We start from the raw sequence: 25,875 nt of genomic DNA, 5'->3' as shown, positions 1-25,875 counted from the left end.
TTTTTTATAAATCAGGTTTTTTAGGCCAATTATCTTGTAAATTTTTTGATATTCTTTCCACAAGGCTAAAAACTATCTGCCAATATGCGCTATATTGAAGCACCATATCGTAAAACTAAAAAATTAACCATTTTGGAGCGTTCAGAAAGCAACCTAAAAATATTGATCGATAAGATCTCCCTGTTAAAAAGCGAAATACAAAAAGTAATTGTGGGTCAGGATGTGATCATTGAAGAAATGCTGATCGCTTTAATGGCCGGCGGGCATTGTTTACTGGAGGGTGTACCTGGTTTGGCAAAAACTTTAATGGTGAGGACCATGTCGCAGGCTTTAGATCTTTCTTTCAGAAGAATCCAGTTTACACCCGATTTAATGCCTACCGATATTGTGGGCACCGAAATACTCGAAGAAGACCATGTAACCGGAAAACGCTTCTTTAAGTTTAATAAAGGACCTTTATTTGCCAACATTATCCTGGCAGATGAAGTAAACCGGACGCCACCCAAAACACAATCAGCATTATTGGAGGCCATGCAGGAATTTGAAGTAACCTACGGCGGGCAAACCTATCCTTTAGATCGTCCGTTCTTTATCCTGGCTACCCAAAACCCGATTGAACAGGCCGGAACTTACCCCCTGCCAGAAGCACAGTTAGACCGTTTTCTTTTATACATCAAAATCGGTTACCCTACCGCAGCCGAGGAAACACAGATTTTAAGCAGTACCACAGGCAGCAAAAAAGCGGTAATTAACCCGATTATCGGTGCAGAAGAAATTAAGGAATTACAAGCCATTACCCGTGAAGTAAGTATCAGTGATGATCTGATTACTTATGTTAGTGACCTCATCCGTGCTACCCGCCCTGATACCACAACCGTAAGCTTTGTAAAAGAATGGGTACGTTGGGGCGCTGGTCCACGGGCAGGACAGGCGCTGATTTTAACGGCCAAAGCAAGAGCCTTATTTAAAGGTAGATATGCTGTAATTTTAGAAGATTTACAGGCCATGGCCTATCCGGTGTTACGCCATAGGGTATTGATGAACTTTAAAGCAGAGGCCGAAAATGTATCATCAGACAAGGTAACCGACGAACTGATCAAAGCCATTTCGAAACCAAAAGCAAACATTTAATGAGTAAGCTGCTCGATCCTAAAATATTGATGGCCATTAAAGACCTTTCATTATCGGCAAAAATGACGATTGATGGTTTTATGAATGGTATTAATAAAAGTACCGTAAAGGGGCCGGGATTGGAGTTTAGCCAATATAGAAGTTATCAGCCCGGCGACGACCTGCGTTCGCTCGACTGGAAAATGTTTGCCCGTTCCGACCGTTATTACATCCGCGAATCGGAGGTAGAAACGAATATTGCCGTACGCATATTAATCGATGCGAGTGCCTCAATGGACCATAGTGATGGTGATTTCACCAAAATAGATTATGCAAGGTACCTCGGTGCCTCTTTAGCTTACCTTGCCAATTTACAGGGCGATGCGATTGGTTTGTATGTACTGAAAAACTCAGGTATTTTCTCGATGACGCCCAAACAGGATTACCAGCATTTAGCCAGGTTATTTTACCAGCTGGAGCAGATTCATCCCAACGGGACATTTACCAAACCTATCCACTACAAAGAGTTGTTTGCCGGTGCCCAAAAACGCGAATTGCTGATTTTCGTTACCGATCTTTATCAAAAAGACGATGAAATCATTAAATTATTAGATACGTTGAATACTTTAAGGCACGAAATCGTAGTTTTTCATCTTTTATCAAGAAATGAGCTGGATCTGGATTTTAAAGGTTATACGACTTTCGAAGACCTGGAAACAAGAGAAACCATTCAGATTGATCAAACGAAAGCAAGGACCAACTATCAAAACAAACTTAATGCCTATCTGGAAGAAACCAGGATAAAACTGCTGGATAGAAGGATTTTTTACCGGATAATTACCACCGACGAACCGCTGGATCAGGCTTTAAGAGATTTTTTAAAACAAAGAAGTAAACTCAAAATTTAACATTGCATTTTTTATATTCCATAGGTTTATTTGCGCTTGCTGGCATCATTGTGCCGCTCATTATACATTTGTGGAATGTTAAACAGGGTAAAACCATTAAAATTGGCAGCATTGCTTTGTTGGGTGAAAGTTCGAGCGCCAGTTCTAAAAGTTTCAAAATTAACGATTGGCTTTTGTTTGTACTGCGCTGTTTGCTTTTGCTGCTGCTGGCATTTCTTTTGGCACAGCCTTATCTTAAAAAAATTGTATCTGGCAATACTAAAAACGGATGGATTTTAGTAGAGAAAAACAATTTTCCCCGGGTTTTTAAAACGCATCGAAAAACAATCGATTCATTATTAAGAAAAGGTTATGAAATCCACGATTTTAATGTTGGTTTTAAACCATTAAGCTTAAAAGATACCACTCTTAACGAAGCAAAGCAGGTTAGTACCTTAAGTTATACCGCATTGTTTAGCGCAGCCAATCAATTTATTCCACCGGCAGCTAAAGTTTATTTTTTTGCTGACCACCGCTTATACCATTTTAGTAACGAACTACCAGCGGTAAATTATAAGCTGAGCTGGGTTCCTTTAAAGCAAAGCGATACTTTAAGCAATTGGATTGCCACTTATGCAGGAAAAAAGTACGAAGCGAAATCCAATCCTTCCAATACAAGCTATCAAGCCTTGAATTCGTCGGATGAGGAGCCGATACGAGTAGCGATACATGAAGATCCGGGCATTACAGACAGTAAATACTTAACTGCAGCCTTAAAAGCCATTGAAAGTTTCACTAAGCGGAAAGTTATCATCAATGCAGCTGCAGAAAAAGCATCAATTGGTTTTTGGTTGTCAGATAATCCGGTTTCAGCAGATTTCAAATCATCGATCACATCGGATGGAACATTATTTCAATACGAAAAAGGGAAGTTGGTGGCTTCAGCATCATTTATTAACCTGGAAGGCCTTCTGATTAAATTGAGCAAAAGAATTGAATCAAATCACCAGGCAGAAAAAATATGGACAGACGGTTTCGGAAATGCGATTTTAACAAAGGACAAGACCAATAATTTAAACATTTTTCATTTTTACAGCCGCTTTAACCCACAATGGAACGAGCTGGTTTGGGATGGATTGTTTGTAAAAGCATTGATGCCAATTGTTATCCAGGACAAAAATTCGAATGGTTTTGGCTTTGAAGACCATCCTGCTGATCAGCGTGTGCTATCACAAAATGGATTAATTGAGCAAAATAAAACAGAGATTGCTGCTAAAACGATCAAAAACGAGCCTTTGGGAAATCTATTTTGGATAGCGGCATTTTTGATTTTTGCAGGCGAACGTATTTTATCATTCAGAAAAAAAACAAACCATGTTAAAAACTGAAGGACTAAATTGGATACGTAAGCTGAGAACAAGGTGGATCAGTTTTTACCTGATTGGCACCCTTGCCATTGCTTTAGGCATTACTTTACTTTTATCGGTTGCAGGTTTTTATCTGCTGCATTTACCTGTCTGGATTTTTGCGTTTATTTTCACCATTGTTGCCGCCATTTTATTGTTCAGCAAAGCGGTTTGGAAAACTACTGATTCTGATGTTTCGAGGTTTCTTAACAACCGTTATCCCGAACTGGAAGAAAGTGCCGATCTACTGCTTCAAAACGAAACAGAATTATCTATGCTGCAACAACTGCAGCGCAACAAAATAGAAAATATCATCCCAAATTTGGCGCAACCGAAAGAACCCGTTAAAAGGTTGTATTTTGGCTTAGTGATACTCGTTTTGGCATTGATGATCAGCTTTGGCATTACAAAAATCCCTCAAATCAGCAAAACAGCTTCCGTTACTGAGGGAACCAAAAATCCGGCCCCTGCACTGAAAGAGAATATACCTGCAGAGATTTCAACCTTCAATGCCACCATCATTCCGCCGGCCTATACCGGAAAAGGGGAACGGAAACAAAAACAGTTTACAATTGCAGCCGAAACGGGAGCCAGAATAAACTGGAAAATTGAAACGAACATTGGCATTAAAAAGTTAAAACTTATTTTTAATGATAATGAAATTGCGTCTTTAAAAGCTTTAAATGCAGCACACACGCAATGGACTTACAGCAAAACAATCAATAAATCTGGTTTTTATCAGCTTGATCTTGATGGCAAAAAATCAGATCTCTACCAGATCGAAGTGATTCCTGATCTGCCGGTTAACATTAAAATTACGCAGCCCAAACAGCATACCACGATTGATATCGGTCAGCCGCAAAAATTTAACTTAAATGTATCACTCACCGATGATTACGGCGTGAACGATGCATTCATTTCGGCAACTATGGCCAGTGGAAAAGGCGAAGGTGTAAGTTTTACAGAAAAAAAACTCTCTTTTAACACCAGTTTCGACAACAAAAAAAGCATTACGCTTAGCAAACTGATTGATTTAAAAAGCCTTGGTATGAAACCAGGTGATGAACTTTATTTTTTCATTAAAGCCATGGATAATCATGGTCAATCGAGCCGTTCGGATGTTTATTTTGTTTCGATCGTAGATACCACGGAGCTAATGAGTTTGGCGGGCATGACGAATGGCGTTAACCTCGTTCCAGAATATTTCAGGAGTGAAAGACAGATCATTATCGATACCGAGAAATTATTAAAAGAGCAAGCAACATTGCCTGCTGCAACTTTTAAAACCAGAAGTAACGACCTTGGGATTGATCAGAAATTATTGAGATTGCGCTATGGACAATTTTTAGGCGAAGAAAATGAAACCGAAATCGGCGGTGATCATGACGACCACGACGAGCATGGCGAACACAAAAGTGGAGAAGAAAAATTCGGTGACGTTAGCGCTATTATGGACAAATATGCCCACAAACATGATATTGCTGAAGATGCCACTTTTTTCGAACCCGAAATGAAAGCGCAATTAAAAGCCGTTTTAACCGAAATGTGGAATGCCGAACTGCGTTTGCGGACTTACAAACCACAGGAAGCTTTACCTTACGAATATAAGGCATTGAGATTACTCAAAGATTTGCAACAGAAATCGCGGGCCTATGTAGCTAAAACCACGGTTAAAGTTTCAGCTTTAAAACCGGAGAAACGTTTAAGTGGTGAGCTGGATAAAATTACACAGCCTGTGCAAAAAATGACCTTTGAGCAAAAAGAAAAACGAACAGCTTATTTAAAAACGGCACTTGCCTTATTAGAAAACCGAAAAACAGGTAAAAATTTTAATGAGCAAGATCGGTTTTTGCTTGGCGAAACAGAAAAATATATGATCGGCGCAGCAGCAGATCATCCCTCAACCTATTTAAATGCCCTCACAAGCTTAAGAAGGTTAGGCACAGCAAATAAACCAATGCTTAAAGATATCGATGTGGTGCAGCAGGCCATACAGAAAATGATTAATGTTGAACCAGCCAAACCACAAATACAAAGTGCCGGAACAGCTTCAGCATTGTACCAGGACTATTTCAATAACCTAAATAAAGCCGGTAAATAGATATGGAATTTAAATACATCGCTATGCTGGCTGGTTTATTATTAATCGCTTTTTTACTCTACAAAGAGGTGCGGCGGCCAAACCGGGCCAGATTAATCTGGCGAATTTTAGCGAATTTAGTTGCCGTAGGCTGTTTTGTACTGTTAATTGTCCCAATCAGATACGAAACACACCTAAAACAAAATCCTGATGAAATTATTTTGCTCACCTATGGCACAAACCCCGATTCTGTGGCAAAACTAAAGGGAAAAAAATATGCATTTCCATCGGTAGATATAAAAAACGAGAAAGTCACCCTCATTTCCGACCTCTCCTATTTATTAAAATCGAATCCAAATATCCGGAAACTGAATATTTACGGTTATGGTTTAAGTAAGACCGAACTGGAAAATCTAAGAGGCTATCAGGTTAATTTCCACCCTTCAATAAGTCCTAACGGTATTGTAGCGGCCAATTGGTCAGCAAAATTAAAAACAAGCGATGTACTAAATGTTCAGGGAACCTATCAAAACACCAGTAACCAGGTGATTAAACTCGTGCTTAAAGGTTTGGGAAAAGCAGTAGATTCTACAATTATTGAAGCAAAATCGAATAAATCCTTTTCATTTAAAACCAATCCTAAACAAATAGGAAAAGCTGTTTACGAATTAATTGCTTTACAAAAAAACGATACCCTGGCCAAAGAACCTGTTCCGGTTCAGGTTGGCGATCAGACACCGATGAAAGTGCTGATTTTAGCTTCTTTTCCAGATTTTGAGTATAAATTCTTAAAAAACTGGTTATACGAAAATCAATATCCGCTGGCTTTCAGAAGTCAGATCAGTAAAAATAAATATGCTTCCGATTTCCTGAATCTGGATAGTATAAATCTCAATCAGATTAATGTTTCATCCTTAAAAAAATTCGACCTCCTGATCATTGATGAAGAAGAATTGGCTGCCTTAAGTCCTGGAGAAAGGTCCTCGATAAATATTGCCGTTAATAATGGAATGGGTTTATTGATCAGGGTAACAGGTTCAAAAGCTTTAACAACGCTGAGTGGTAAATCCAACCGTTTTGAAATCCCCCCTTTAAAAGGAAAAACACTTAATTTAAGCCTTACAGAGGATCATTTTAAGTTTAGTCCATTACCGCTCGAACAAGGATTATTTTTAAAGACAAACCAAAATGAGCAGTCGGTTATTACCGAAGCAAGCGGAAAAACTTTGGTAAACAGCAACATCAGTGGTTATGGCAAAATTTTGATTTCCACACTTTCTTCGACATACAATTGGATACTATCAGGAGAAAAAACAGATTATGCCGCCTATTGGTCTAAACTTTTGGCCAATGCGGCAAGAAAAAGAAACGATATCCAATCAGTTAACATTTTCCCCCAGTTTCCTGTTGTTCACCAAAAAACGAGAATAATTACTGATTTATCAGCTGCCGGCAAATTACCGACCTTAAGGGTTGATGACGTTCAACTTAGCCCCCGGCAAAATATGGAACTTCCTTTCCAATGGGATGCACTTTATTGGCCTCAAAAGTCGGGCTGGACTAATTTACAGGTAAACCAAAACATCGAGCCAATATACATTTACGACAAAACCGATTGGCAAGCGCTTAAGAACCAGCAAACGTTAAACAATACCCATCAGTTTATCAAAAATTTAGGCACAGCTGAAAATAATACCCAATTAAAAGATGTGGTTATAGAAGAAGAGATCTCAATCTGGTGGTTCTTTGCCGGATTTTTACTTGCATCTTCTTTTTTATGGTACGAAGCGAGGATTTTGGCGGTTTAAAGAAGTCGTGTTGCCTGTCATCCTGAACGCAATGAAGGATCCCTCACCGATATAAAATGGACTGAAGCTCAGAACGACTAATTGCCGGGGATGCCCCGCATTTGCAATCACTTAATAAAAATAAAAGATTCTTCACTGCATTCAGAATGACAATGAGGAAAAAAACACAAAAAATCTGTGGTTATCAGTATATATCTGTGGTTTAAAATACCTTTTCATATAAAATCATCTCCTTTTCAGCTTTGAAACTAAAATGTTATAATGAATTTGGCCTTTTTAGCCTCAAAATTGGCTATATTGAGAACGTAAACTAACTAAACTAAACCAATTGAAAAGAAAAGATTTCCTCTACTTATCCGGAATGGGTATGGGTGCCTTACTCCTTCCCAACCTTTCTGCATTCGGAACTCCAATAGACCCCTTACAGGCTTTAGATGGAGTGGATGTAAAAATTAAAAAGGAACTGGCCGACGTTGCCCTTAATGCCGCAAAATCGAAAGGCGCAACTTATGCCGACATCCGCATCGGACGTTACCTGAATCAATTTGTAGCCACCCGCGAAAAACGTGTTCAAGGTGTAGCCAATACCGAATCGTATGGTGTGGGTATCCGCGTTTTGGCTAATGGATGCTGGGGCTTTGCCGCAACAAACAACGTAACCAAAGATGCCATTGCCAAAGCGGCCGAACAAGCAGTTGCTGTGGCAAAAGCCAATGCGAAGATCCAGGGAGAACCTGTTCAGCTTGCCCCTCAAAAGGGTTATGGTGAAGTAAGCTGGAAAACACCGATCGAAATTAATGCCTTTGAAGTTCCGGTAAAAGAGAAAGTAGACCTGCTTTTGAATGTGAACGATATAGCGATGCAGAACGGTGCCAACTTTGTAAATTCGGTTATTTTTGCCGTTAATGAGCAGAAATATTTCGCCTCTACCGATGGCTCTTATATCGATCAGGATGTTCACCGCATCTATCCTACTTTTAATGTAACTAAGGTTGACCGCGAGTCGGGTAAATTTAAAACCCGTAATGCCTTAAGCGCACCAAGCGGAAAAGGTTACGAGTATATGCATGCACGCCCCGAAGATAAAGTTACCGGTATTGTAACCCGTTATAAAGACCGTTACGATATGCTAGAAGATGTAAAAGAGGCCGCCCGTGTAGCCAACGAAAAGGTAAAAGCAAAATCGGTTGAACCGGGAAAATACGATTTAGTATTAGATCCTTCACACCTTTGGTTAACCATTCACGAATCTGTTGGTCACCCGACCGAGCTTGACCGTGTTTTGGGTTACGAAGCCAATTACGCGGGTACCAGTTTCTTAACTTTAGACAAATGGGAATCAAAAAAATTTAAATTCGGCAGCGATAAAGTAAACATTGTGGCCGATAAAACCCAGGTAGGATCATTAGGTGCTGTGGGTTACGATGATGAAGGCGTAAAATGCAAAAAATGGGATCTGATCAAAGACGGGGTTTTGGTAAGCTATCAGGCCATCCGCGATCAGGCACACATTATCGGTTTAACCGAATCTAACGGTTGCTGCTACTCGCAGGGCTGGGATGATGTACAGTTCCAGCGGATGCCAAATGTTTCACTTCAACCAGGCAAAGAAAAACTAAGTGTAGATGATATGATCAAAAATGTAGAAAAAGGCATTTACATCATCGGCGATGGCAGTTTTTCTATCGATCAGCAACGCTATAATTTCCAGTTCGGCGGACAGATTTTCTACGAAATTAAAGAAGGTAAAATCGTGGGCATGCTAAACGATGTAGCTTACCAGGCCAATACACAAGAATTTTGGAACTCCTGCAATTCGATCTGCGATCAAAGCGATTATCGTTTAGGTGGCTCGTTTAATGATGGAAAAGGTCAGCCTTCTCAAAGCAGTGCCGTTTCTCATGGCAGTTCTACTGCGCGGTTTAATGGAGTTAATGTTATCAATACAGCAAGAAAAATATAATTATGGCCATATTAAGTAAAGAAGAAGCCCAGGCGATATTAAAAAAAGTAATCGGTTTTTCTAAAGCCGATTCCTGTGAAGTGAGTTTAAACGGTTCTGACGGAGGAAATATCCGTTATGCACGTAATGCCGTATCTACCGCAGGGCAGATCAGTACCATGAGTTTAGGGGTAAGCTCAACTTTTGGTAAAAAAACAGGTGTAGCTACCATTAACGAATTTGATGACGCCTCATTGCAAAAAGTGGTAAAAAGAGCCGAGGAACTGGCCATGCTGGCACCAGAAAATCCTGAGTTTATGCCGCCATTAGGTCCACAGACTTTTGCCGAATCGAATACATACAATGCTAAAACTGCCGCCATGACGCCTGATACCAGAGCCGAAATGGTTGGAAAAAGTTTAAGTGTGTCAAAAGCAGCTGGTTTAGATGCTGCCGGTTTCTTAGAAAACTCAACCCGTTTTAACGCGATCATGAACTCTAAAGGTTTGTTCGCCTACAATAAAGGCACTGATGTTTCTTTTTCGGTAACCGTTAGGAACAAACAGGGAACAGGATCAGGTTATGTTGAGCAAGGTTTTAATGATCTTGACAAAATGGATACCCTGGCACTTAGCAAAATTGCAGCGAGCAAAGCCAATGGTTCTGCAGGTGCAAAAGCTATTGAGCCCGGAAAATATACTGTTATTTTAGAACCGCTTGCAGCCAGTGATATTATAGGTAATATGTTCAGGGGGTTTGATGCCAGAAGTGCTGACGAAGGCCGTAGCTTTATGAGCAAAAAGGGTGGTGGTACACGTTTAGGAGAACAATTGTTCTCAGAAAACGTAAATATCTATTCTGACCCCATGAACACTGAAATCCCATCTTCAACTTTTACAGGAGAAGGTTTGCCTGTAAAAAGAACGCAATGGGTAGAAAAAGGAATAGTTAAAAACCTGTCTTACTCGAGGTATTGGGCCGCACAAAAAAATGTTCAACCGCTTCCATTTAGCCGCAGCATGGTCATCGAAGGTGGAACACAATCGTTGGAGGATTTAATCAAAAGCACTGAAAAAGGCATATTGGTTACCCGTTTCTGGTACATCCGTTCCGTGGATCCACAAACCCTATTATTGACCGGATTAACCCGTGATGGCACTTTTTATATCGAAAACGGTGAAATTAAATTCCCGATCAAGAATTTCAGGTTTAATGAGAGTCCGGTGATTATGCTCAACAATGTTGAGGCTTTGGGTAAACCCGTAAGAACAGGGAGTGGATTAATTCCACCAATGAAAATAAGGGATTTTACTTTTACGTCATTATCAGACGCGATTTAACATATTTCTCATTTTGAGATACAATTTCAGGCGGTTCGTCATTCCCAACCCGATAGCTATCGGGTTGATTGGGAATCTTAATGCATAGCTTTAGGATTCCCGCCTGCGCGGGATCCGATAGCTATCGGATGACGACCTTTCGATGAATGTCACCCTGAGCGGAGTCGAAGGGCCGAAAACAACTTATAAAAACATTTAAAATTGAGAAGAAGAGATTTCCTATACATGACAGGTGTTGGCCTCGGTGCCAGCATGATACCCAACATCCCTGCCTTTGGCAAAATCATTTCTATTGAAGAATCTTTAACTCCTGTTGATGTTGCCTTAAAGAAAAAAATGGCCGATATTGCCCTCAACGCCGCAAAAAGTAAAGGTGCAACTTATGCCGATGTACGCATTGGCAGATACCTGAACCAGGTTGTGGCGACCAGGGAAACGCGGGTAGAAAACATCTCCAATTCCGAATCTTATGGTTTGGGCGTACGCGTAATTGCCAACGGAAGCTGGGGCTTTGCCGCCACCAATAATATGGATGATGCCAGCATTGCCAAAGCTGCAGAAACTGCCGTAGCCATTGCAAAAGGAAATGCCAAACTGATGGAAGAACCTGTTCAATTAGCTCCTCAAAAGGGTTTTGGCGAGGTAAGCTGGAAAACACCAATCGAAATTAATGCTTTTGAAGTACCCATTGCAGAAAAAGTAGATCTTCTTTTAAAAGTAAACAGCGAAGCCATGAAAGGTGGCGCTAAGTACATCAGTTCTAACCTCTTCATGATCAATGAGCAGAAATATTTTGCTTCAACCGATGGTTCTTATATCGATCAGGATATCCACCGGATATGGCCAACTTTTACGCTGACCAAAACCGATGCGGCAAGTGGTAAATTCGAAACCAGAAATGCCTTAAGCGCACCAATGGGTATGGGTTTTGAATACCTTAAACCTAAAGACGAAGAAAAAATTAAAGGCGGTCCGGTTACGATGTACAAAAAGCGTTACGACATCCTCGAAGATGTACGTGAAGCCGCCGTACATGTAGACGAAAAATTAAAAGCAAAACCTATTGCTCCTGGCAAATACGACCTCATATTGGATCCTTCGCATTTATTTTTAACCATACACGAATCAGTTGGTCACCCTACCGAGCTCGACCGTGTTTTGGGTTACGAAGCCAATTATGCCGGCACGAGTTTTTTAACACTGGACAAATGGGAATCGAAAAAATTCAACTTTGGCAGTAAAGAGGTTAATATTATTGCTGATAAACTGGAAACAGGCTCATTAGGTGCTGTGGGTTATGATGATGAAGGCGTAAAATGTGGCAAATGGGATATTATTAAAGATGGAATTTTGGTGAATTACCAAACCATACGCGATCAGGCGCATATTTTGGGTTTGGCAGCATCGCAGGGTTGCTGTTATGCAGACAGTTGGGACAGTATTCAGTTTCAAAGAATGCCAAATGTTTCCTTAGCTCCCGGAAATGCGGCTTTGAGCGCAGCAGATATGGTTAAAAATGTAGAAAAAGGCATTTACATGTTCGGTCGGAATTCTTATTCCATCGATCAGCAGCGCTATAATTTCCAGTTCAGCGCACAACTTGCTTATGAAATTAAGGAAGGAAAAATTGTAGGCATGTTTAAAGACGCTGCTTATCAGGCCAATACACAAGAATTCTGGAACTCCTGTGTGCAGCGCTGCGATAAAAATGACTATCGGTTGGGCGGAACATTCTCAGATGGAAAAGGTCAGCCCGGACAGGCAAGTGCCGTTTCGCATGGCAGCGCCACCACCCGTTTTAATGGCGTTAATGTTATTAATACAGGGAGGAAGTTGGGCTAAGTTTCAAAAAAACTCGTCATTGCGAAGAGGTACGACGAACCCATAGTTTAAGATTGCTTCGTCGGCTGAAAAACCCTTCTCGCAATGACGACAACTTTAGGTTTCAAAATAACAAAGGGGCATTCTATCCAGAAATGCCCCTTCTTCTAACCAAATATAAACCTGTGAGCCAGGAGTTTTTTTATACATCTAATGATGATGTTAATATGCGTTTTAATAATATAACCTACTGAAACCATATAACATGGATACAGGCTGTTTATAGCTCCAATACTTTAATCTAATCCTTAACAAGAAAAAGCATATTACTGGTTACCAGTTAATTTATAATCTATTGCCAGATCAGTGTGAGCACTTTTTCATACTGGAATTTGCTGGAAGTTTAACGATGACCGACTCTCCCTTCTCCTGTATAAATTAACTAATTAATGGTGGTAATTAATTAGCGTAAAACCGAAACTAGTGGTGGTGATTAGTTTGGGCTTTTCCTGATACCCCGGCAACTTATTGACTGAAATACATGACCACCATAATATTCTATCAAAATGCCCCGGGGTACCAGGATTATAAATGAGAATATCTGAATGAAAACCTTTATCAGGTGATCCGTATCTTAGCTTATATTAGCGGCAACAGCACTTATACTGACCTGAGAAATGGATCAGAGAATATGGCTGAGGTTGACGGCGGAGTTTCATATCGAACGTAGATTTGCTGGTAAACTGTTGTAATTTTTTGTAAAAGTATAAACTTCACGCAATTTAAACAAGTATTCCTATAGATTTTATAGACTTTATTCTTAAAATACTGATTTAAAGCGATATAATTTACAATTGAAGTGGTTTGAGCAATGGTTGTTAGTGGAGAGTTTCATCATCTCGACTGGAACGCAGTGGAATGGAGAGATCTATCTCGATAGATTTTGCTTCGCTGGTGCATTCCATCATTAACCGCAAAGAACACAGCGCCTTTTCAATCCATCGTTCATTCTACACTTTTCATCTTTCAACCACAGAGGTTCACAAAGAGAAAAGCACAGAGGACACAGAACTTACGCCCTCCTATCATTCATTTCCCATAACATGCTGTCATCCTGAACACAGTGAAGAATCTTTTATTAAATATAAAGTTGCTTATTAAAGATCCCTCGTTGCACTACGATTGACAGATTTAAAAATCGCCCGTCATTCACGCGCAGGCGGGAATCTTAATGCAATTGCAAATCCTACCAAGGCATTACGATTGCCAGTCGAGCTGGCAATGACGGTCTTTCGCAGCTTATCCTGTATCTAAAAAATATCTCTGTCAATTATATTGATTTTTATAAAATAAATTATCCCTCAGGATGACAGAAAAAAAAACATATTAAAATAACTACTATTTCTATAGAATTTATAGTAATTATTATTTACCTTTGCTTTGTCTTATTCAAAAAGTAATAAAAAACTAATTGAAAAGAACGCATAGTCATGTGGCCGAGTGGCGAGGTAAAGGTCTGCAAAACCTAGTACGGCGGTTCGATTCCGTCCATGACGTCTGAATTATATACATACTTATCAAGAAAGACGGAGGGAATGGCCCTTTGATGTCTTAGCAACCTGTTTCGCAACAAGGTGCTAATTCCATCTGCTGGTAGCAGAAAAGATGAGTTTGAGAATGGTTACTATAACTGTCTTCAACAAACAATCAACGGCTATCCCCTCTTTCTGAAATTGGTAACCTAAATTTTAAGAAATGTCAGTTCATTTTGATTACCCATCTATCAGGGATTTTTTTGAGATACACGGAAACACCTCCTGCGAAAAATTAAATGATTATGAACATTGTAAGGCAGAATCAGACCGGCTTTATAATGAACAGTTAAAAAAAAGCGAAGAAGAAACTCCTGCAGATGATCAAGAAAAAACAGAAACCTGAGCTAAAACAAACTGCTCTTTCATATAAAAAATCTAAAATGCATTTAATACCACCTACATTTTCAATACCGACCAAAAGCCTGCTTTTTATCGTTTTAACATTTGTTCTCTTCGCAGTACAAACCCGTGCACAATCAAAAGATCCCTCCCCCATTAATTTTCCTATACCTAAAAATGTAGATCACATGCTGTTTTACCTTCAGCGCGATCCGAATACGAATACGCTTATTTATGCGCTAAATCTGAAAGAAAATGGCAGCCTCAATGCTGATAATCCCATTCAGGTATATTGGATCCGCTATGGAGAAAAGGGGCAAAAGAAAGATCTTGGCTATATTCAAAGCAAATTTGCCTATGGAATTGATGTGAAAACCTTAGGAACAGATAAATATGAATTTCGATTTGTATCGCACAAAAAACTGCCTTTTTATTTACAGCGCTCCAGTGATAAAAGCTATCATGTTACGGTAACGATAAACAACCGCATGATCAGGGTTATGAGATTGTTTATCAGGATACAGGGTGGAAGTTTCTGGCTTCCCAATGTAAAATATGCAGAAGTGGAAGGAATTGACGAAGCAACTGGAAAACCGATTGTGGAACGGATAAGTGTGAAATAATCTTCCGACCCACTTAAGATGACAATCTAAAAAGGCGTCATTTCGACTGAAGCGCAGCGGAGAAATCTATTCCATTATATCTTTTAGATTTCTCGACTTCGTTGCACCCGATAGCTACCGGGGCTGCTCGAAATGACGATCTCTGCAATGACAAACAACTATTATTTCTGTTCTTTTTGATTGTCAATTGCAGTACTAAATGTTTTATTGAACTCACCTTTTATCCATTGTACTTTTCCAATGTCACGCATATCCGGCGCAATAATATAATTTCCGGTTTCACTATCAACAATAACCACCATATTGCCCGCATTAACTTCGGTATGGTACCTTCCTCCGGTCTGATCCTGTGCGTTTTTAAAACTGATGGCGGTGAACATTAAGCCAGCGCCCAAAAAACCTAACAAAAGGGATTTCGTGTCTAATGTGATTTTCATATTCTTAAGATTTATTTGTGTGTAATATCAAGATAAGAAATTTGAAGCGCTCATTTTCATTCTATCAGAAATATTGCAATATGCATAAGGTTAAAATTGAAACATCAGATATACCAATGCTACTGCTATTAGTATACTAATCAATAGTTTAATCAAAATCTTTTTATGTGTACTTGAGTTATTTATTGCATGATCAGAAATGATATTTTTAATATCGGTATCCCTGCTTTGCCGTGCAGCAATGCCACCAACCTTGTGCTCCATCAGCTTTTCAACATAATCTTTGCTTTCTGCAAGTCCCGAACCCGTGGCATCTTTATAATATTTAATGGCATTTAACTTGTTGCCCTGACTTAAGATAGCCAACACCTGTTCATCCAGATTAGCAGGACTTATCGTGGGCTTCCGGAACCCAATCTGTAAGCCATCTATATAATCTTTCGCTTCCTTTAAACCGCAGCGGGTATGATCGATAATTAACTTTACTGCCTATATTTTCTGATTCTTGGCAATGAGTAACTGCGCTTCTTGCTGTAATTCGGGACTAACATTAACCATACGTTTAAGTTAACTAAATATTTAAGATTTAATAAAAAGGGATGTAAAAAGCGATTAAAATTAAGTTAGCTTTACTGCCATAACGCTACGAAAGCCCAGTTCTTTAAAACATCATGTATTAGTATAGTTATAAAAAATAATTCCCTCAATAAACCAGATGAATTACAAATTCCTTCTTTCTATCCTATTTACAGTCTTTTTAATAAATACAAGTTTTGCTCAGAAAAGTCCTTCAATCGCTCCCGATAGTCTTTATAAAGCAATTGTAAAAGCAGATAGCCTTCTGTTTAACGCTTTTAATAACTGCGATACGGTTACCTATAGAAAATTTATTAAAGATGATCTTGAATTTTACCATGATCTGGGCGGATTAGCTGTTGGTGCAAACATAGAAATGTTATCAATTAAGGAAATGTGTGCACGGGGGAATCACATCCGCAGGGAATTGATCAAAAGCAGTTTGGAAGTGCACCCTTTAAAAGGTTATGGCGCGGTCGAAATCGGGATTCACCGCTTTTACCATACCAACAAGGGGCAAAAAGAAAAAATAAGCGGAACCTATAAATTTGTGCAGGTTTGGCAGTTAAAAGATGGGGGTTGGAAATTAGCACGTGTAATCAGTTATGGCCATGATGAAATGCACAGCGACTAATTAAAAAACCAGATTCCCATCGTGGATGAGTGATTTAACTGCTGAGACCCTCGAAACCGCTTCAGCAGAACAACTCGCATCAACCAGCACAACATTGGCCTGATCTCCCGTTACCGGCCATTGCCTCTTTCCATTATCATCCAAAGGAAGGATATTACCCGTAGCCAGTTTTAATATTCTCGAAAGTTCAAATTCGGTACGGTAACCATAAATCTGCGCAGCGATGTTCGCTTTTTGTAAAATGCTTCCTGTACCAAATGTATTCCAATGGTCTACAATGCAATCGTTACCTGCAAGCACCTCTACACCATATTTGTAAAGCGTTGGGATTGGCATCGGACTACTTGAAAGTGGAATGGTTGACGCAATACCCACCTTTGCAGCACCAAGTTTTTCGGCAATTTCTTCAGCTTTGTTTTTATCGAGATAGCGTAAGGCAAAAGCATGACTCACATAGGTTTTGCCCTTCAAAACCGGATTTTCGTTCACTTTACCAATCAGGTATTCGATGGTCTTCATTCCGGATTCACCTGATTCATGAAGGTGAATATCGATGCCTTTTCCATTATCCAGGGCCAGCTGCACCACAAAATCTAGATGTTTTTCAATACTTCCATCAATAGAAGTCGGATCAAGTCCACCAATAAAATCAATGTCCATTTTAGCGGCTTCTATTAATAAATCAGCTGATTTGGTGTAATAAATACCATGTTGAGGAAAAGCGACCAATTCGGCTCCAAAAGATTTATTTTTATTTGCTAATGCTAGCTGTAAATGTTTTAAGGAATCGAGTTGAGAAGTAGGATCTATATTTACATGCGACCTTGCAAAACTGGTACCGTATGATTGAAGCAGTCCGATCAGCTTTTCGGTTCGCGGAATGGAGGTTTTTAACAATTCCGGGATTACCTGTTGCTCAAAAGCAATCATGTCTTTAACAGACTTGTTTTTCTTAAGGTGCGCCTGCCAGGGTAAACCATAATAGGTTTTATCCAGGTGGATGTGCATATCCCTAAAAGCGGGGAGCATCAACAATCCTTTCGCGTCAATCGCTTTTGTTTTAGGCTGGTTGGGCAGCACATTTTTGATCTTACCCTTTTCAATTTCTACCGTAAAAAGTTCGGTTTTGGTATGGATTACATCGTCTCCATCATATTCAAAGCCGGTTTCGAGCCTAACATTTTTTAGGACAAGGGTTTTATCTGCAAAATTTTCTACTACATTTTCGCCTGCCCTGGTCTGTTCTGCTGAGAGGATGCAGCTACTGGCCAGCAAAATAGAAGAGCTTTTTATAAAATCTTTTCTGGAGATTGATTGTGGGTTCATCGTAACAGGTTTTTGTTATTACAAATGTAATGACCTATATGATTGATGCATGGTAGAATTTATTTCAAAAATTGTATTATTTATAACTAACGGTATATTTTTCAACAATTAAAGGATAATAAATAGTTAAATTTATCATTTCTCCCGAAACGCGTGTGGCGTAATTTGTGTGTGTTTTTTAAAGAATTTAGAAAAATAAGCGACATCATAAAAGCCAAGATCGAAGGCTATTGCTTTAATAGGTTTTTCGGTCGTTAATAAAGCCCGTTTAGCTTCTAGGATCACTCTTTCGTGGATCATGGCTGTGGCAGATACGTTAAAATGTTTTTTACAAAGGATATTCATGTAATTTGCCGAAATATTCAACTGATTGGCATAAAATGCAACCAGTTTTTCTGTTTTATAATGACTATCAATCAGCGACCGATATTTAAACAGTATCGGTTTTGTTTGATAAACGGTTTGCTGATTAAAAATTATTTCTGCTTCCTGGCTAACCATGAGGGCTATCAGTTTGATCCGGGTGTGGATCATTTCCCAAAACACAACGGGTTTTACAAGCTCCTTTTTAATTTGCCGAAACTCCTGCAAAATGTTCTGATAAGCTTCAGTACTTAAATTTATAACCGGATCATTTTGATACAGAATCAACGAAAAGCGCAAGGCATTAGCCAGGGTTTCGAATATCTTCCTGCTGATCATCAATTGATGTGCATGCGTATTTTTCAACAAGTCCCATTTGTGGATCTGTTCCGGAAATAAGAGATGTAATTGTTTTCCGGTAACCTGATGGTCTATAAAATCGATGCTGTGAGCACCACTCCCCTCTTCAAATAACATAAAAAGGAAAAAATCGTGCTTGTGCGGTTTTTCAATATGCCTTTTCCCGATTATTTCATGATATAATAAATTATTCCCCGCATTCTGACTGGGCCAAAATTCGCTGATATCGAGCGTGGGGAAATCTGAAATCGCATCCATTGGGGAAAATTACCATTTAGGATGGAAAACGGGAAATGGATGATGGGAAAAAATAGATTGAAGCGTTAACTGTATCGATCCAAAAGAAAAAATCGTCATTCCCGCGCAGGCGGGAATCTTAAAGCAGATTGCATTAAGATTCCCAATAGACCCGATAGCTATCGGGTTGGGAATGACGATCAATTATTTTTTCACCGGAGCCAGCAAACCCGGGTATAAAACCCCGTCGGTTTTAAGGTTCAGGTTTAACAATTTTGCAATTAAAGGCGCAATATCCTCCTGCCCCATTAATGGCAATACCGTGCCCTGTTTAATGCCTTTACCGAAAACAACAAAACCAGTCTGGATTTCCTTAAAATCAGTTGGCAGATATCCATGTGTACCTCCACTTGCAGGGGTAAGCATTTCGCCCGATGCCGCAGCACCAAAACTAAAACCCTGATTTGCAGCCAATGCGATAAATGCATTCGGATCGCCCTGTGCTTTGGTTATTGCTTCTTTATCCAATACGTGAAATGTTTTCTTAATACCCTCAGGAAGTTCGTTTAAAGCCAGTTTAACTTTTTCTAAAGTAGCTTTATCTTTTGGATCCCTTAAATGCAGAAAAGAAGAACCACCACTCTGTTGAAAATAAGCTTTCCAGGCTTCCCTGTTTGTATCGCTGTATAAGCCCAATTTGGCCAGCATTACATTTGGATTAACCTGGGTATGGATATCAACAAAACCGTGGTCGCCTGTAATAATGAAAGTGGTGTTTTTACTAATACCCGCTGCTTCTGCTGCATCTAAAATGGTTTTAACGGCTACATCGGCACCAACAATGGCCGATCTTACCTTATCGCCATCGCGGCCCTGCTCATGTTCAAAATGATCAAGCAAGGCAATGTGCAAGGCTAAAAAAGCGGGTTTATACCTTTTCAGGATATAAGCTGCCATTCTCGATTTATTCTGATCACTGGTAAAAAAATCGATCGACGCACCAAATTCACCAAATTTACCAATGGCATTATCCTGAACTTCCTGAAAAAGTTCTTTCGGGTTCGATTCCTGCAACATGGCTTTAATTTCATCTTTCTTTTCTCCTTTTCCCTGTGGCAGAATTACATATTCAGGCAGGTTATAATCAATGGGTGCACCCACGGTAACCGGCCAGCTTACACCTGCGGTGGTTAAACCCGCATCTTTAGCGGCTGTCCAGATGGTCGGTACCTTAATATCTTTGTAATACCAGAACCATTTGCCCGAAACGCCCAACGGCTCAACCGGTGTGTTATAATAAATACCATGTTTTGCAGGCAGTACGCCACTTACAATGGTAGTATGCGAAGGATAGGTTACAGTAGGAAAACTACCTCGCACACCTTCTGCATAAGAGCCCTTGTTCATTGCCTGACGCACGTTAACCATGCCCCATTGTGGATCCAAATAAAATTCGGGACGTAAACCATCTATACTAATCAATACTACGTGATTCTCCTGGGCCGATAAATACCCTACCGAAAGCCAAAGCAAGGCGATCAGCGAAACTATCTTCTTCATAAAATTATTTTTACGCGAAGGTATTTCAGTAAGATGCCGTTAAAGTTGTATAAACGTTAACAAAATATTAAGGGGAAGTAACTTTAAGGATGGGATAAAGAGGTAGGTAAAATATTAAAGTTTACTTATTAGATGAGACTTCCATCTTTAATAATTCTATGTCTTTAACATTATTTATATTGGAGATTAAATGAATGTAATGATCAACTTTATCGTTTATAACAATTAATTGGTTTACATAATCATCGTTACCTTGCTTGGCAAACATTGCAGAAAATAAAAGACTCCTATATTCCTGTGGACTGGTGTCTCGCCTTTTATCGCTCCTCACAATTTCAGCATGATCACAGTAACAATATAGAATCACATTATTTTCTAAGATGAACTTTCTCATGATTTCGGCAAGTAGGGATAATGTATACCCGTTATTGATCCCAACATTATTTTCAACTGAAATCAATACATCTACGACGTCTACAGCAAGACTTTTAGGAAGAATATGTTTATCTAAAAATTCGAATTGGATAAGATAGTTATGCCCTTCCTTAGTAACCAAGGGGATAATTCTTTTTTCACCCATACGAGTTACTTTTTCTTTGCGAAATATTTCTCCCTTTCAGAATCAAGCTTTTTTAATTTTGCTTCTTTTTCTGATTGCAGTTTCCTAACAAAGTCAAGCACTTTTTCGGATGGCTTATCGATATTTAATGCCTTAAGTGTCATTATAATACAAATATATAAATAAACCCTTTGATTTTAAAATATTAAACCACTCTTCATTTAGTAAATGAAAGAAATTATTAAATGAGTGGGTCAATATCGTTTTTCACAAGTAGATGAAAAATAATCAATGCTTCATATTTATTATTGCAGATATTACTCCAATTATAAATGATACCAGGTAATAAGAGGCAGGAACAAGGATGCTTCTTAAAAGTAATCCCTTTTTACTATAGTTAAAGCCTGAAAAAAACTGGTAATAGAACCAGATGCTGTATATAAATGCAAAGAAAGTTGCCACGCCAAAATATATTAACACCAGCCCTTTGCTATTGGTGTAAAAAATAGTGATGACCGAAATTAGCAAACCAATGATTAATTCGACAATAATGCGGTTTGAATTTAAAACCAGGTGCTCGGAATAATTAAGTTTTGCTTTTCTGAACCAGATAAACGTAAAAAATGAATAAATGGGAATAGTAATAATCAGGATAAGCTTTGGATGATCGGAGATAAATTTTTCGATCTCACTCATCATTGCTTTGCTTCCCTGAGGCATCAGGTCAGTCATGCTACCATGTGTATAAGGTGCGATGAGACTTGATGCCGTCAAGATAAGCAGGATGAGCGTAACAAAACTAAAATAGGGAACCCTTTTGCCCTGGATAAATTCGCGGACACTGTGACCCGGTCGTGTAAAAAGTGCTTTTAGGGTAAATAAAATACCTTTATCAACGTGCCAAACCCCATGAACAAAATCATGGGCCAGGAAATGTTTGATGGAATAGCGGTGTGTGGTAGATTTTTGCCCACAGTTAGGGCAGTAATTATGTGTAACTGGAGCAGCACAATTTAGACAATCTGGCGACATGGGAGAACTATTTTGAAGCGCGGTTTTTAATTTCAGTAGTGATCTGGCCCAGACTAATAAAAGCGGGCAACAATGCTAAAGCACAAGATATGGGAATGGCTGCCAGCACTTTTGGTGTTTTGGCCGTAAAAACGAGGTAAAGCAAAATAACGAAAGCGGCGAGCATTACCACACCAAGTCCGATTAAGGCTCCTTTTATACTTTGTTTTTTCTTGTACAATTCATCTATAGATAATTCTGTAAGTGGAGTTACTTTTTTCATTTCAGTTTTGATCAGGTTAAGATAGTTTGCAGTTTGACACAGAGACACATAGCTAATTTTCAATGTTTCATCAGGCGAACAAATATACAATATATCTCTATATTGTGACAAAAATATTTGAAATCGATGTTCCCTGGCTCGCACATCCAAAATCAAAATTTGGCGTGTCCGTGGTAAATACAGTAGATGGAATTCTGGCGAGCAATATTGTAAAAAAATCAGCAAACTCTTTGGTAGTAAAGAAAAGGATGTCACCAAAGATAAAATAGAATTATCACGCTTTAATCACCAATAATTCAGTTACAGCCAATGAATAGATTGGGCAGAATTCTGGGCTGGTTGTTCTCATAAATTAGATCAATGTGATGATCAACTACTAACAACCAGTCCAGACGCGTAGAATGAAAGGAAAAGTTACTTCTGCTATTGTAATCCCATATACTCAGCAAAATCCTGTTCTCAGTAAACTATCCGGTGATCAATATTACCTTAATCTAAATTTAGCTATTAGATTAAGTCATTAATAAAACTGATGTTCTTTCAAAAAGAACGGTAATATTACAGCATTAATAAATTATCTCCTGATGCGCTCGGAAGAAAATGCGATAATGTATTCAGCTCCCGGCAGCACATCTGTAAAAAGGCTCGAGACGTTAATCTTCGGCTGTGCCTTAAGATTCTGCATCACACTGGTTGAGAATTCTTCCATCACCTTCGGATCCACTTTAGTAGAAACCGTAGGAGAGTAATTTCTTTCAATATCGAGTTTAGACTGTTCACTCACCTGTTGGAGCGTCCAGCTTTCGTAACGGCGTATGCCATTTTCATCATTTGAATTGTTTAAGTGGTATAAAAATACCTTTGCCTGTAAGGCTATGTTTTCATTTTGCATATTATATTCATGATTGCCCTTCGGCAATAATTATCCGAACGAATTGTTAATTTGTTATTCCCAGTTTTTTCAGATGAGAAAGGTGCGAGATAAAAGCCTTTAGCATCGTCCGGTGCTCAAGGTAGCAAATATCAAACTCTTTGCAGGTCTCCTTTACAAATTCATTAATTTTAGGATAATGCACATGGCTGATTCCCGGAAACAAGTGATGCTCGACCTGAAAATTAAGTCCGCCGAGAAAAAAGTATGCCAGTTTGCTCCTGGTCGCAAAGTTTGCTGTTGAGGAGATCTGATGAACTGCCCATTCATTTTGAATCTTTCCGTTTATATTTTCAGGAAAAGATGTGCCCTCAACTACATGCGCCAACTGAAAGACAATGCTCAGGGTAAACCCACAAACCACTGCTGCAATGATAAACCCTATAAGTGCTTTTACAAAACCCAGCATCAACACCGGAAGTAATAGGTAAAGGGAAATATAACCCAGTTTTGTAATCCAGAAAATCAAATGCTCCCTGAAATCAATTTTGATTTTTTTACCATCCCTTCCCATTTTTCCAGAAAAATATTTCTCAAAATCCTGATAGAGCACCCATGCGATATAAGATACTCCATACAACAGGATCCAGTAATACTGCTGAAACCTGTGATGACCCTTCCGCTGCTGTTCTTCATGCATACGCATAAACTTAATATCGATATCATGATCCATACCATCAATGTTGGTATAGGTATGGTGATCAATATTATGCTTTTGTTTCCAGAAATGAATCGTTCCCCCCATTATATTGAGCGAATAGGCTGAAACCGAATTGATCCACTTATGCCTGGAAAAACTCCCATGCCCACCTTCATGCATCACATTGAAACCAATGGCTGCCAGGTTCGCCCCGAACACCGCACACAATAAAACAGCAATGATCCAATGCGGAGAGAAAAATACCAGAATAAAATAAACGGCTATCGCAGATAATATAAGGCCAAGTCCTTTACAAAAAAGCGCTGGTCCACCGTTCCTGCTCTTTCCAGTTTGCGAAAAGTAATGATTTACCTTTGCTTTTAATGATTTGAAAAATGGAGTGGAACTGGATTCAAAGGATGTTTTTGACATAAGATCTGATTAAGCACCTGATCTTTAAGCAAGCCAGGATGATTCCCGTTGCGTGCAAGAACAAAAAGAATTCGCCTTTCACGGCGTTTGTATTTAAAAAACGTAAATATAGGTTTTTTATTGCCGAAATCTGGATTTAAGTTTAACTGATGTAAGCTAACTAAAAGACGTAAACCTAAACGAGTCGCAGCAAAAAACCAACATAATTACCTGTCAAACAATCAATTAAAGGATATTTAATTATAAAAAAGAAGTAAAAAACCAAGGCATTTTCAATATTTTCTCAAACAAAAAAGCCTAACTATCAAATAGTTAGGCTTAAAATCGTACCCGGAGCCGGAGTCGAACCGGCACGGTTTCCCACAGGTGTTTGAGACCAGCGCGTCTACCAATTCCGCCATCCGGGCATTCGTGTTGGACGGGGTTGCAAATGTAGAAATTGAAAGTTAAAATCCAAAAATTATTTTCAATTAATTCATAACTGTTTTATTGTATGCCACTTGCATTTTCCGGCCGCTCATCTTTCAACTTTCTATCTACAATAAATGGAGCAAAAGGAAGTAAAGAAGCCACAAATATTAATAATGCTTTACCAAATTTCCATTTTTGCTCTTGCCAGGCTAAAACCAACGTAGCTGCATACAGCACAAATAACAAACCATGAGCCCATCCTGTATATTTTACGTACAATGGCATATTTGCGAAATATTTTAATGGCATCGCTACAAATAATAAGAGCAGATAGGATATACCTTCGGCTACGGCTACTTTACGGAAAATAGAAAGTGAACTGTTCATTAATCTGATTGTTTGCCTCGAAAGTAAAACAAAGCCGTTGGTTAACAAAAACTAAAAAATGATTTTACAATAGAGTGTTTTATAAGATAGAAGGCAGAAAGGTGGAAAGTTTAGGATGATAACCGCAAAGTTGACAATTATCTTCAGACTCATTCCATCATCCATTTTCCATCCCCCCTATTTCACCAGCCTTTCTCTTATCCTGTCAATGTATTTTTGGCGATAAAAATTATCCTTCATCAAAGGCAACAATGTGTCAGAAGCTGATGGATTTTGGTCGAACTGGCTTATCAGATTGTTTAGTTCGCCGGATAAATCCTTTTCTATTGCTTCAACATCGAGTTTTACCTGGGCCAGTTTTTCTGCATCAGGTTCAAATTCAAGATCCATTAAAGCTTCATTGATATCCATCATTTCCATCAAAAAATTTTGTGATAACTGATATCCTTCATCTGCTGCTACAATACCCTTTAGTTCCAATACGTATTTTAAGCGTTTTTTGGCATTGCTCAGCGTTTGGTATGCCTTGTTGTTCAAAGTTGACAGATCGAGTACCTCCTGTTGCTTTTCTTCGCTTTCATTGGCATAAAAATCAGGGTGAAACTGCTTGCTCAAAACATAAAACTTTGCTTTCACCGCATTTTGATCTGGGTTAAACTGTATCGGAAGATCGTAAAATTCGAAATAATTTGGCTGTTGGGTTGCTTCGCTCATGATGTGTCTTAAATTAAAAAGCCGCAGATGTACAGTTTGAACGATCAAATCTGCGCATCTGCG

24 protein-coding genes, 2 tRNA genes and 1 riboswitch are annotated in these 25,875 nt (G+C 39.0%); of the genes, 12 read left to right on the top strand and 14 right to left on the bottom strand.

Annotated elements, in window-relative coordinates:
* The first annotated feature begins 84 nt into the window (after positions 1–84).
* The 11 genes from H9L23_RS04850 to H9L23_RS04800 all read left to right on the top strand — a co-directional run bounded on the left by H9L23_RS04850 (position 85) and on the right by H9L23_RS04800 (position 14,951).
* Positions 85–1,131 carry an AAA family ATPase gene (locus H9L23_RS04850; RefSeq protein WP_187593914.1) on the top strand — a complete coding sequence of 349 codons (1,047 nt, stop codon included), beginning with the start codon at positions 85–87 and terminating at the stop codon, positions 1,129–1,131.
* Positions 1,131–2,018, top strand: a complete 888-nt coding sequence (locus H9L23_RS04845; RefSeq protein WP_246474849.1) for a DUF58 domain-containing protein — start codon at positions 1,131–1,133, stop codon at positions 2,016–2,018. Before H9L23_RS04850 ends, H9L23_RS04845 begins: the two co-directional genes overlap by 1 nt.
* A 2-nt stretch (positions 2,019–2,020) precedes the next feature.
* Positions 2,021–3,385: a BatA domain-containing protein gene (locus H9L23_RS04840; protein WP_187593913.1), complete on the top strand. Its 1,365-nt coding sequence runs from the start codon at positions 2,021–2,023 to the stop codon at positions 3,383–3,385.
* Positions 3,372–5,504, top strand: coding sequence for a DUF4175 family protein (locus H9L23_RS04835; protein WP_187593912.1), 2,133 nt, complete (start codon positions 3,372–3,374; stop codon positions 5,502–5,504). Before H9L23_RS04840 ends, H9L23_RS04835 begins: the two co-directional genes overlap by 14 nt.
* A gap of 2 nt (positions 5,505–5,506) precedes the next feature.
* On the top strand, positions 5,507–7,291 hold the full coding sequence (locus H9L23_RS04830; RefSeq protein ID WP_187593911.1) for a hypothetical protein: 1,785 nt from the start codon (positions 5,507–5,509) through the stop codon (positions 7,289–7,291).
* Positions 7,292–7,619: 328 nt separating this feature from the next.
* Entirely contained in the window at positions 7,620–9,254 is a 1,635-nt protein-coding gene (locus H9L23_RS04825; RefSeq protein WP_187593910.1) for a TldD/PmbA family protein, read from the top strand.
* A gap of 2 nt (positions 9,255–9,256) precedes the next feature.
* Positions 9,257–10,573, top strand: a complete 1,317-nt coding sequence (locus tag H9L23_RS04820; protein ID WP_187593909.1) for a TldD/PmbA family protein — start codon at positions 9,257–9,259, stop codon at positions 10,571–10,573.
* Positions 10,574–10,774: 201 nt separating this feature from the next.
* Positions 10,775–12,415, top strand: a complete 1,641-nt coding sequence (locus tag H9L23_RS04815) for a TldD/PmbA family protein (protein ID WP_187593908.1) — start codon at positions 10,775–10,777, stop codon at positions 12,413–12,415.
* Between the two features lie 1,465 nt (positions 12,416–13,880).
* Positions 13,881–13,951: transfer RNA gene (locus tag H9L23_RS04810), tRNA-Cys, on the top strand.
* A 14-nt stretch (positions 13,952–13,965) separates the two neighbouring features.
* Positions 13,966–14,066, top strand: a riboswitch (SAM riboswitch).
* Positions 14,067–14,149: 83 nt separating this feature from the next.
* A complete protein-coding gene (locus H9L23_RS04805) occupies positions 14,150–14,332 on the top strand; it encodes a hypothetical protein (RefSeq protein ID WP_187593907.1) in 183 nt (60 codons plus the stop codon).
* Between the two features lie 37 nt (positions 14,333–14,369).
* Positions 14,370–14,951, top strand: coding sequence for a DUF4833 domain-containing protein (locus H9L23_RS04800; protein WP_187593906.1), 582 nt, complete (start codon positions 14,370–14,372; stop codon positions 14,949–14,951).
* A 161-nt stretch (positions 14,952–15,112) separates the two neighbouring features.
* Here H9L23_RS04800 and H9L23_RS04795 read toward each other — a convergent pair whose 3' ends face one another.
* Together H9L23_RS04795 and H9L23_RS04790 are read right to left on the bottom strand one after the other, a co-directional pair.
* The gene (locus tag H9L23_RS04795) at positions 15,113–15,388 is read right to left on the bottom strand and encodes a hypothetical protein (protein ID WP_187593905.1); all 276 of its coding nucleotides are present in this window, start codon (positions 15,386–15,388) and stop codon (positions 15,113–15,115) included.
* Between the two features lie 90 nt (positions 15,389–15,478).
* Positions 15,479–15,757 (bottom strand): hypothetical protein, encoded by a 279-nt coding sequence (locus H9L23_RS04790; protein WP_187593904.1) that lies wholly within the window; start codon positions 15,755–15,757, stop codon positions 15,479–15,481.
* A 346-nt stretch (positions 15,758–16,103) separates the two neighbouring features.
* Between H9L23_RS04790 and H9L23_RS04785 the strand changes: the two genes are divergently transcribed.
* Positions 16,104–16,598, top strand: coding sequence for a nuclear transport factor 2 family protein (locus H9L23_RS04785; protein ID WP_187593903.1), 495 nt, complete (start codon positions 16,104–16,106; stop codon positions 16,596–16,598).
* On the opposite strand, the gene H9L23_RS04780 is transcribed toward H9L23_RS04785, so the two are convergent.
* From H9L23_RS04780 to hscB, 12 genes are all read right to left on the bottom strand, one after another.
* A complete protein-coding gene (locus H9L23_RS04780; RefSeq protein WP_187593902.1) occupies positions 16,599–17,924 on the bottom strand; it encodes an amidohydrolase in 1,326 nt (441 codons plus the stop codon).
* Between the two features lie 135 nt (positions 17,925–18,059).
* Positions 18,060–18,905: an AraC family transcriptional regulator gene (locus H9L23_RS04775; RefSeq protein ID WP_187593901.1), complete on the bottom strand. Its 846-nt coding sequence runs from the start codon at positions 18,903–18,905 to the stop codon at positions 18,060–18,062.
* Between the two features lie 183 nt (positions 18,906–19,088).
* On the bottom strand, positions 19,089–20,444 hold the full coding sequence (locus H9L23_RS04770; RefSeq protein ID WP_187593900.1) for an alkaline phosphatase family protein: 1,356 nt from the start codon (positions 20,442–20,444) through the stop codon (positions 19,089–19,091).
* Positions 20,445–20,565: 121 nt separating this feature from the next.
* On the bottom strand, positions 20,566–21,024 hold the full coding sequence (locus H9L23_RS04765; RefSeq protein WP_187593899.1) for a hypothetical protein: 459 nt from the start codon (positions 21,022–21,024) through the stop codon (positions 20,566–20,568).
* 5 nt (positions 21,025–21,029) lie between these two features.
* The gene (locus H9L23_RS04760; protein WP_187593898.1) at positions 21,030–21,167 is read right to left on the bottom strand and encodes a hypothetical protein; all 138 of its coding nucleotides are present in this window, start codon (positions 21,165–21,167) and stop codon (positions 21,030–21,032) included.
* A gap of 124 nt (positions 21,168–21,291) precedes the next feature.
* Entirely contained in the window at positions 21,292–22,035 is a 744-nt protein-coding gene (locus H9L23_RS04755) for a DUF3667 domain-containing protein (RefSeq protein ID WP_187593897.1), read from the bottom strand.
* A 7-nt stretch (positions 22,036–22,042) separates the two neighbouring features.
* Entirely contained in the window at positions 22,043–22,297 is a 255-nt protein-coding gene (locus H9L23_RS04750; protein ID WP_187593896.1) for a hypothetical protein, read from the bottom strand.
* Positions 22,298–22,871: 574 nt separating this feature from the next.
* Positions 22,872–23,189 (bottom strand): hypothetical protein, encoded by a 318-nt coding sequence (locus tag H9L23_RS04745; RefSeq protein WP_187593895.1) that lies wholly within the window; start codon positions 23,187–23,189, stop codon positions 22,872–22,874.
* 46 nt (positions 23,190–23,235) lie between these two features.
* Entirely contained in the window at positions 23,236–24,300 is a 1,065-nt protein-coding gene (locus H9L23_RS04740; protein WP_187593894.1) for a fatty acid desaturase family protein, read from the bottom strand.
* A gap of 327 nt (positions 24,301–24,627) precedes the next feature.
* Positions 24,628–24,707 (bottom strand) — tRNA-Leu (locus H9L23_RS04735).
* 79 nt (positions 24,708–24,786) lie between these two features.
* The gene (locus H9L23_RS04730) at positions 24,787–25,098 is read right to left on the bottom strand and encodes a DUF3817 domain-containing protein (protein WP_187593893.1); all 312 of its coding nucleotides are present in this window, start codon (positions 25,096–25,098) and stop codon (positions 24,787–24,789) included.
* A gap of 177 nt (positions 25,099–25,275) precedes the next feature.
* Positions 25,276–25,812, bottom strand: coding sequence for a Fe-S protein assembly co-chaperone HscB (gene hscB / locus H9L23_RS04725; RefSeq protein WP_187593892.1), 537 nt, complete (start codon positions 25,810–25,812; stop codon positions 25,276–25,278).
* Positions 25,813–25,875 lie beyond the last annotated feature (63 nt).

The organism is Pedobacter roseus (assembly GCF_014395225.1).
Classification (GTDB): Bacteria; Bacteroidota; Bacteroidia; order Sphingobacteriales; family Sphingobacteriaceae; genus Pedobacter; species Pedobacter roseus.
This window is presented reverse-complemented; position numbering and strand designations above follow the sequence as displayed.

Excerpts from the sequence above, each read along its gene's own strand:
- H9L23_RS04850 (WP_187593914.1), top strand. The coding sequence starts at position 85 with ATGCGCTATATTGAAGCACCATATCGTAAAACTAAAAAATTAACCATT.
- H9L23_RS04845 (WP_246474849.1), top strand. The coding sequence starts at position 1,131 with ATGAGTAAGCTGCTCGATCCTAAAATATTGATGGCCATTAAAGACCTT.
- H9L23_RS04835 (WP_187593912.1), top strand. The coding sequence starts at position 3,372 with ATGTTAAAAACTGAAGGACTAAATTGGATACGTAAGCTGAGAACAAGG.
- H9L23_RS04830 (WP_187593911.1), top strand. The coding sequence starts at position 5,507 with ATGGAATTTAAATACATCGCTATGCTGGCTGGTTTATTATTAATCGCT.
- H9L23_RS04820 (WP_187593909.1), top strand. The coding sequence starts at position 9,257 with ATGGCCATATTAAGTAAAGAAGAAGCCCAGGCGATATTAAAAAAAGTA.
- H9L23_RS04805 (WP_187593907.1), top strand. The coding sequence starts at position 14,150 with ATGTCAGTTCATTTTGATTACCCATCTATCAGGGATTTTTTTGAGATA.
- H9L23_RS04800 (WP_187593906.1), top strand. The coding sequence starts at position 14,370 with ATGCATTTAATACCACCTACATTTTCAATACCGACCAAAAGCCTGCTT.
- H9L23_RS04795 (WP_187593905.1), bottom strand. The coding sequence starts at position 15,388 with ATGAAAATCACATTAGACACGAAATCCCTTTTGTTAGGTTTTTTGGGC.
- H9L23_RS04785 (WP_187593903.1), top strand. The coding sequence starts at position 16,104 with ATGAATTACAAATTCCTTCTTTCTATCCTATTTACAGTCTTTTTAATA.
- H9L23_RS04780 (WP_187593902.1), bottom strand. The coding sequence starts at position 17,924 with ATGAACCCACAATCAATCTCCAGAAAAGATTTTATAAAAAGCTCTTCT.
- H9L23_RS04775 (WP_187593901.1), bottom strand. The coding sequence starts at position 18,905 with ATGGATGCGATTTCAGATTTCCCCACGCTCGATATCAGCGAATTTTGG.
- H9L23_RS04770 (WP_187593900.1), bottom strand. The coding sequence starts at position 20,444 with ATGAAGAAGATAGTTTCGCTGATCGCCTTGCTTTGGCTTTCGGTAGGG.
- H9L23_RS04765 (WP_187593899.1), bottom strand. The coding sequence starts at position 21,024 with ATGGGTGAAAAAAGAATTATCCCCTTGGTTACTAAGGAAGGGCATAAC.
- H9L23_RS04760 (WP_187593898.1), bottom strand. The coding sequence starts at position 21,167 with ATGACACTTAAGGCATTAAATATCGATAAGCCATCCGAAAAAGTGCTT.
- H9L23_RS04755 (WP_187593897.1), bottom strand. The coding sequence starts at position 22,035 with ATGTCGCCAGATTGTCTAAATTGTGCTGCTCCAGTTACACATAATTAC.
- H9L23_RS04750 (WP_187593896.1), bottom strand. The coding sequence starts at position 22,297 with ATGAAAAAAGTAACTCCACTTACAGAATTATCTATAGATGAATTGTAC.
- H9L23_RS04745 (WP_187593895.1), bottom strand. The coding sequence starts at position 23,189 with ATGCAAAATGAAAACATAGCCTTACAGGCAAAGGTATTTTTATACCAC.
- H9L23_RS04740 (WP_187593894.1), bottom strand. The coding sequence starts at position 24,300 with ATGTCAAAAACATCCTTTGAATCCAGTTCCACTCCATTTTTCAAATCA.
- H9L23_RS04730 (WP_187593893.1), bottom strand. The coding sequence starts at position 25,098 with ATGAACAGTTCACTTTCTATTTTCCGTAAAGTAGCCGTAGCCGAAGGT.
- hscB (WP_187593892.1), bottom strand. The coding sequence starts at position 25,812 with ATGAGCGAAGCAACCCAACAGCCAAATTATTTCGAATTTTACGATCTT.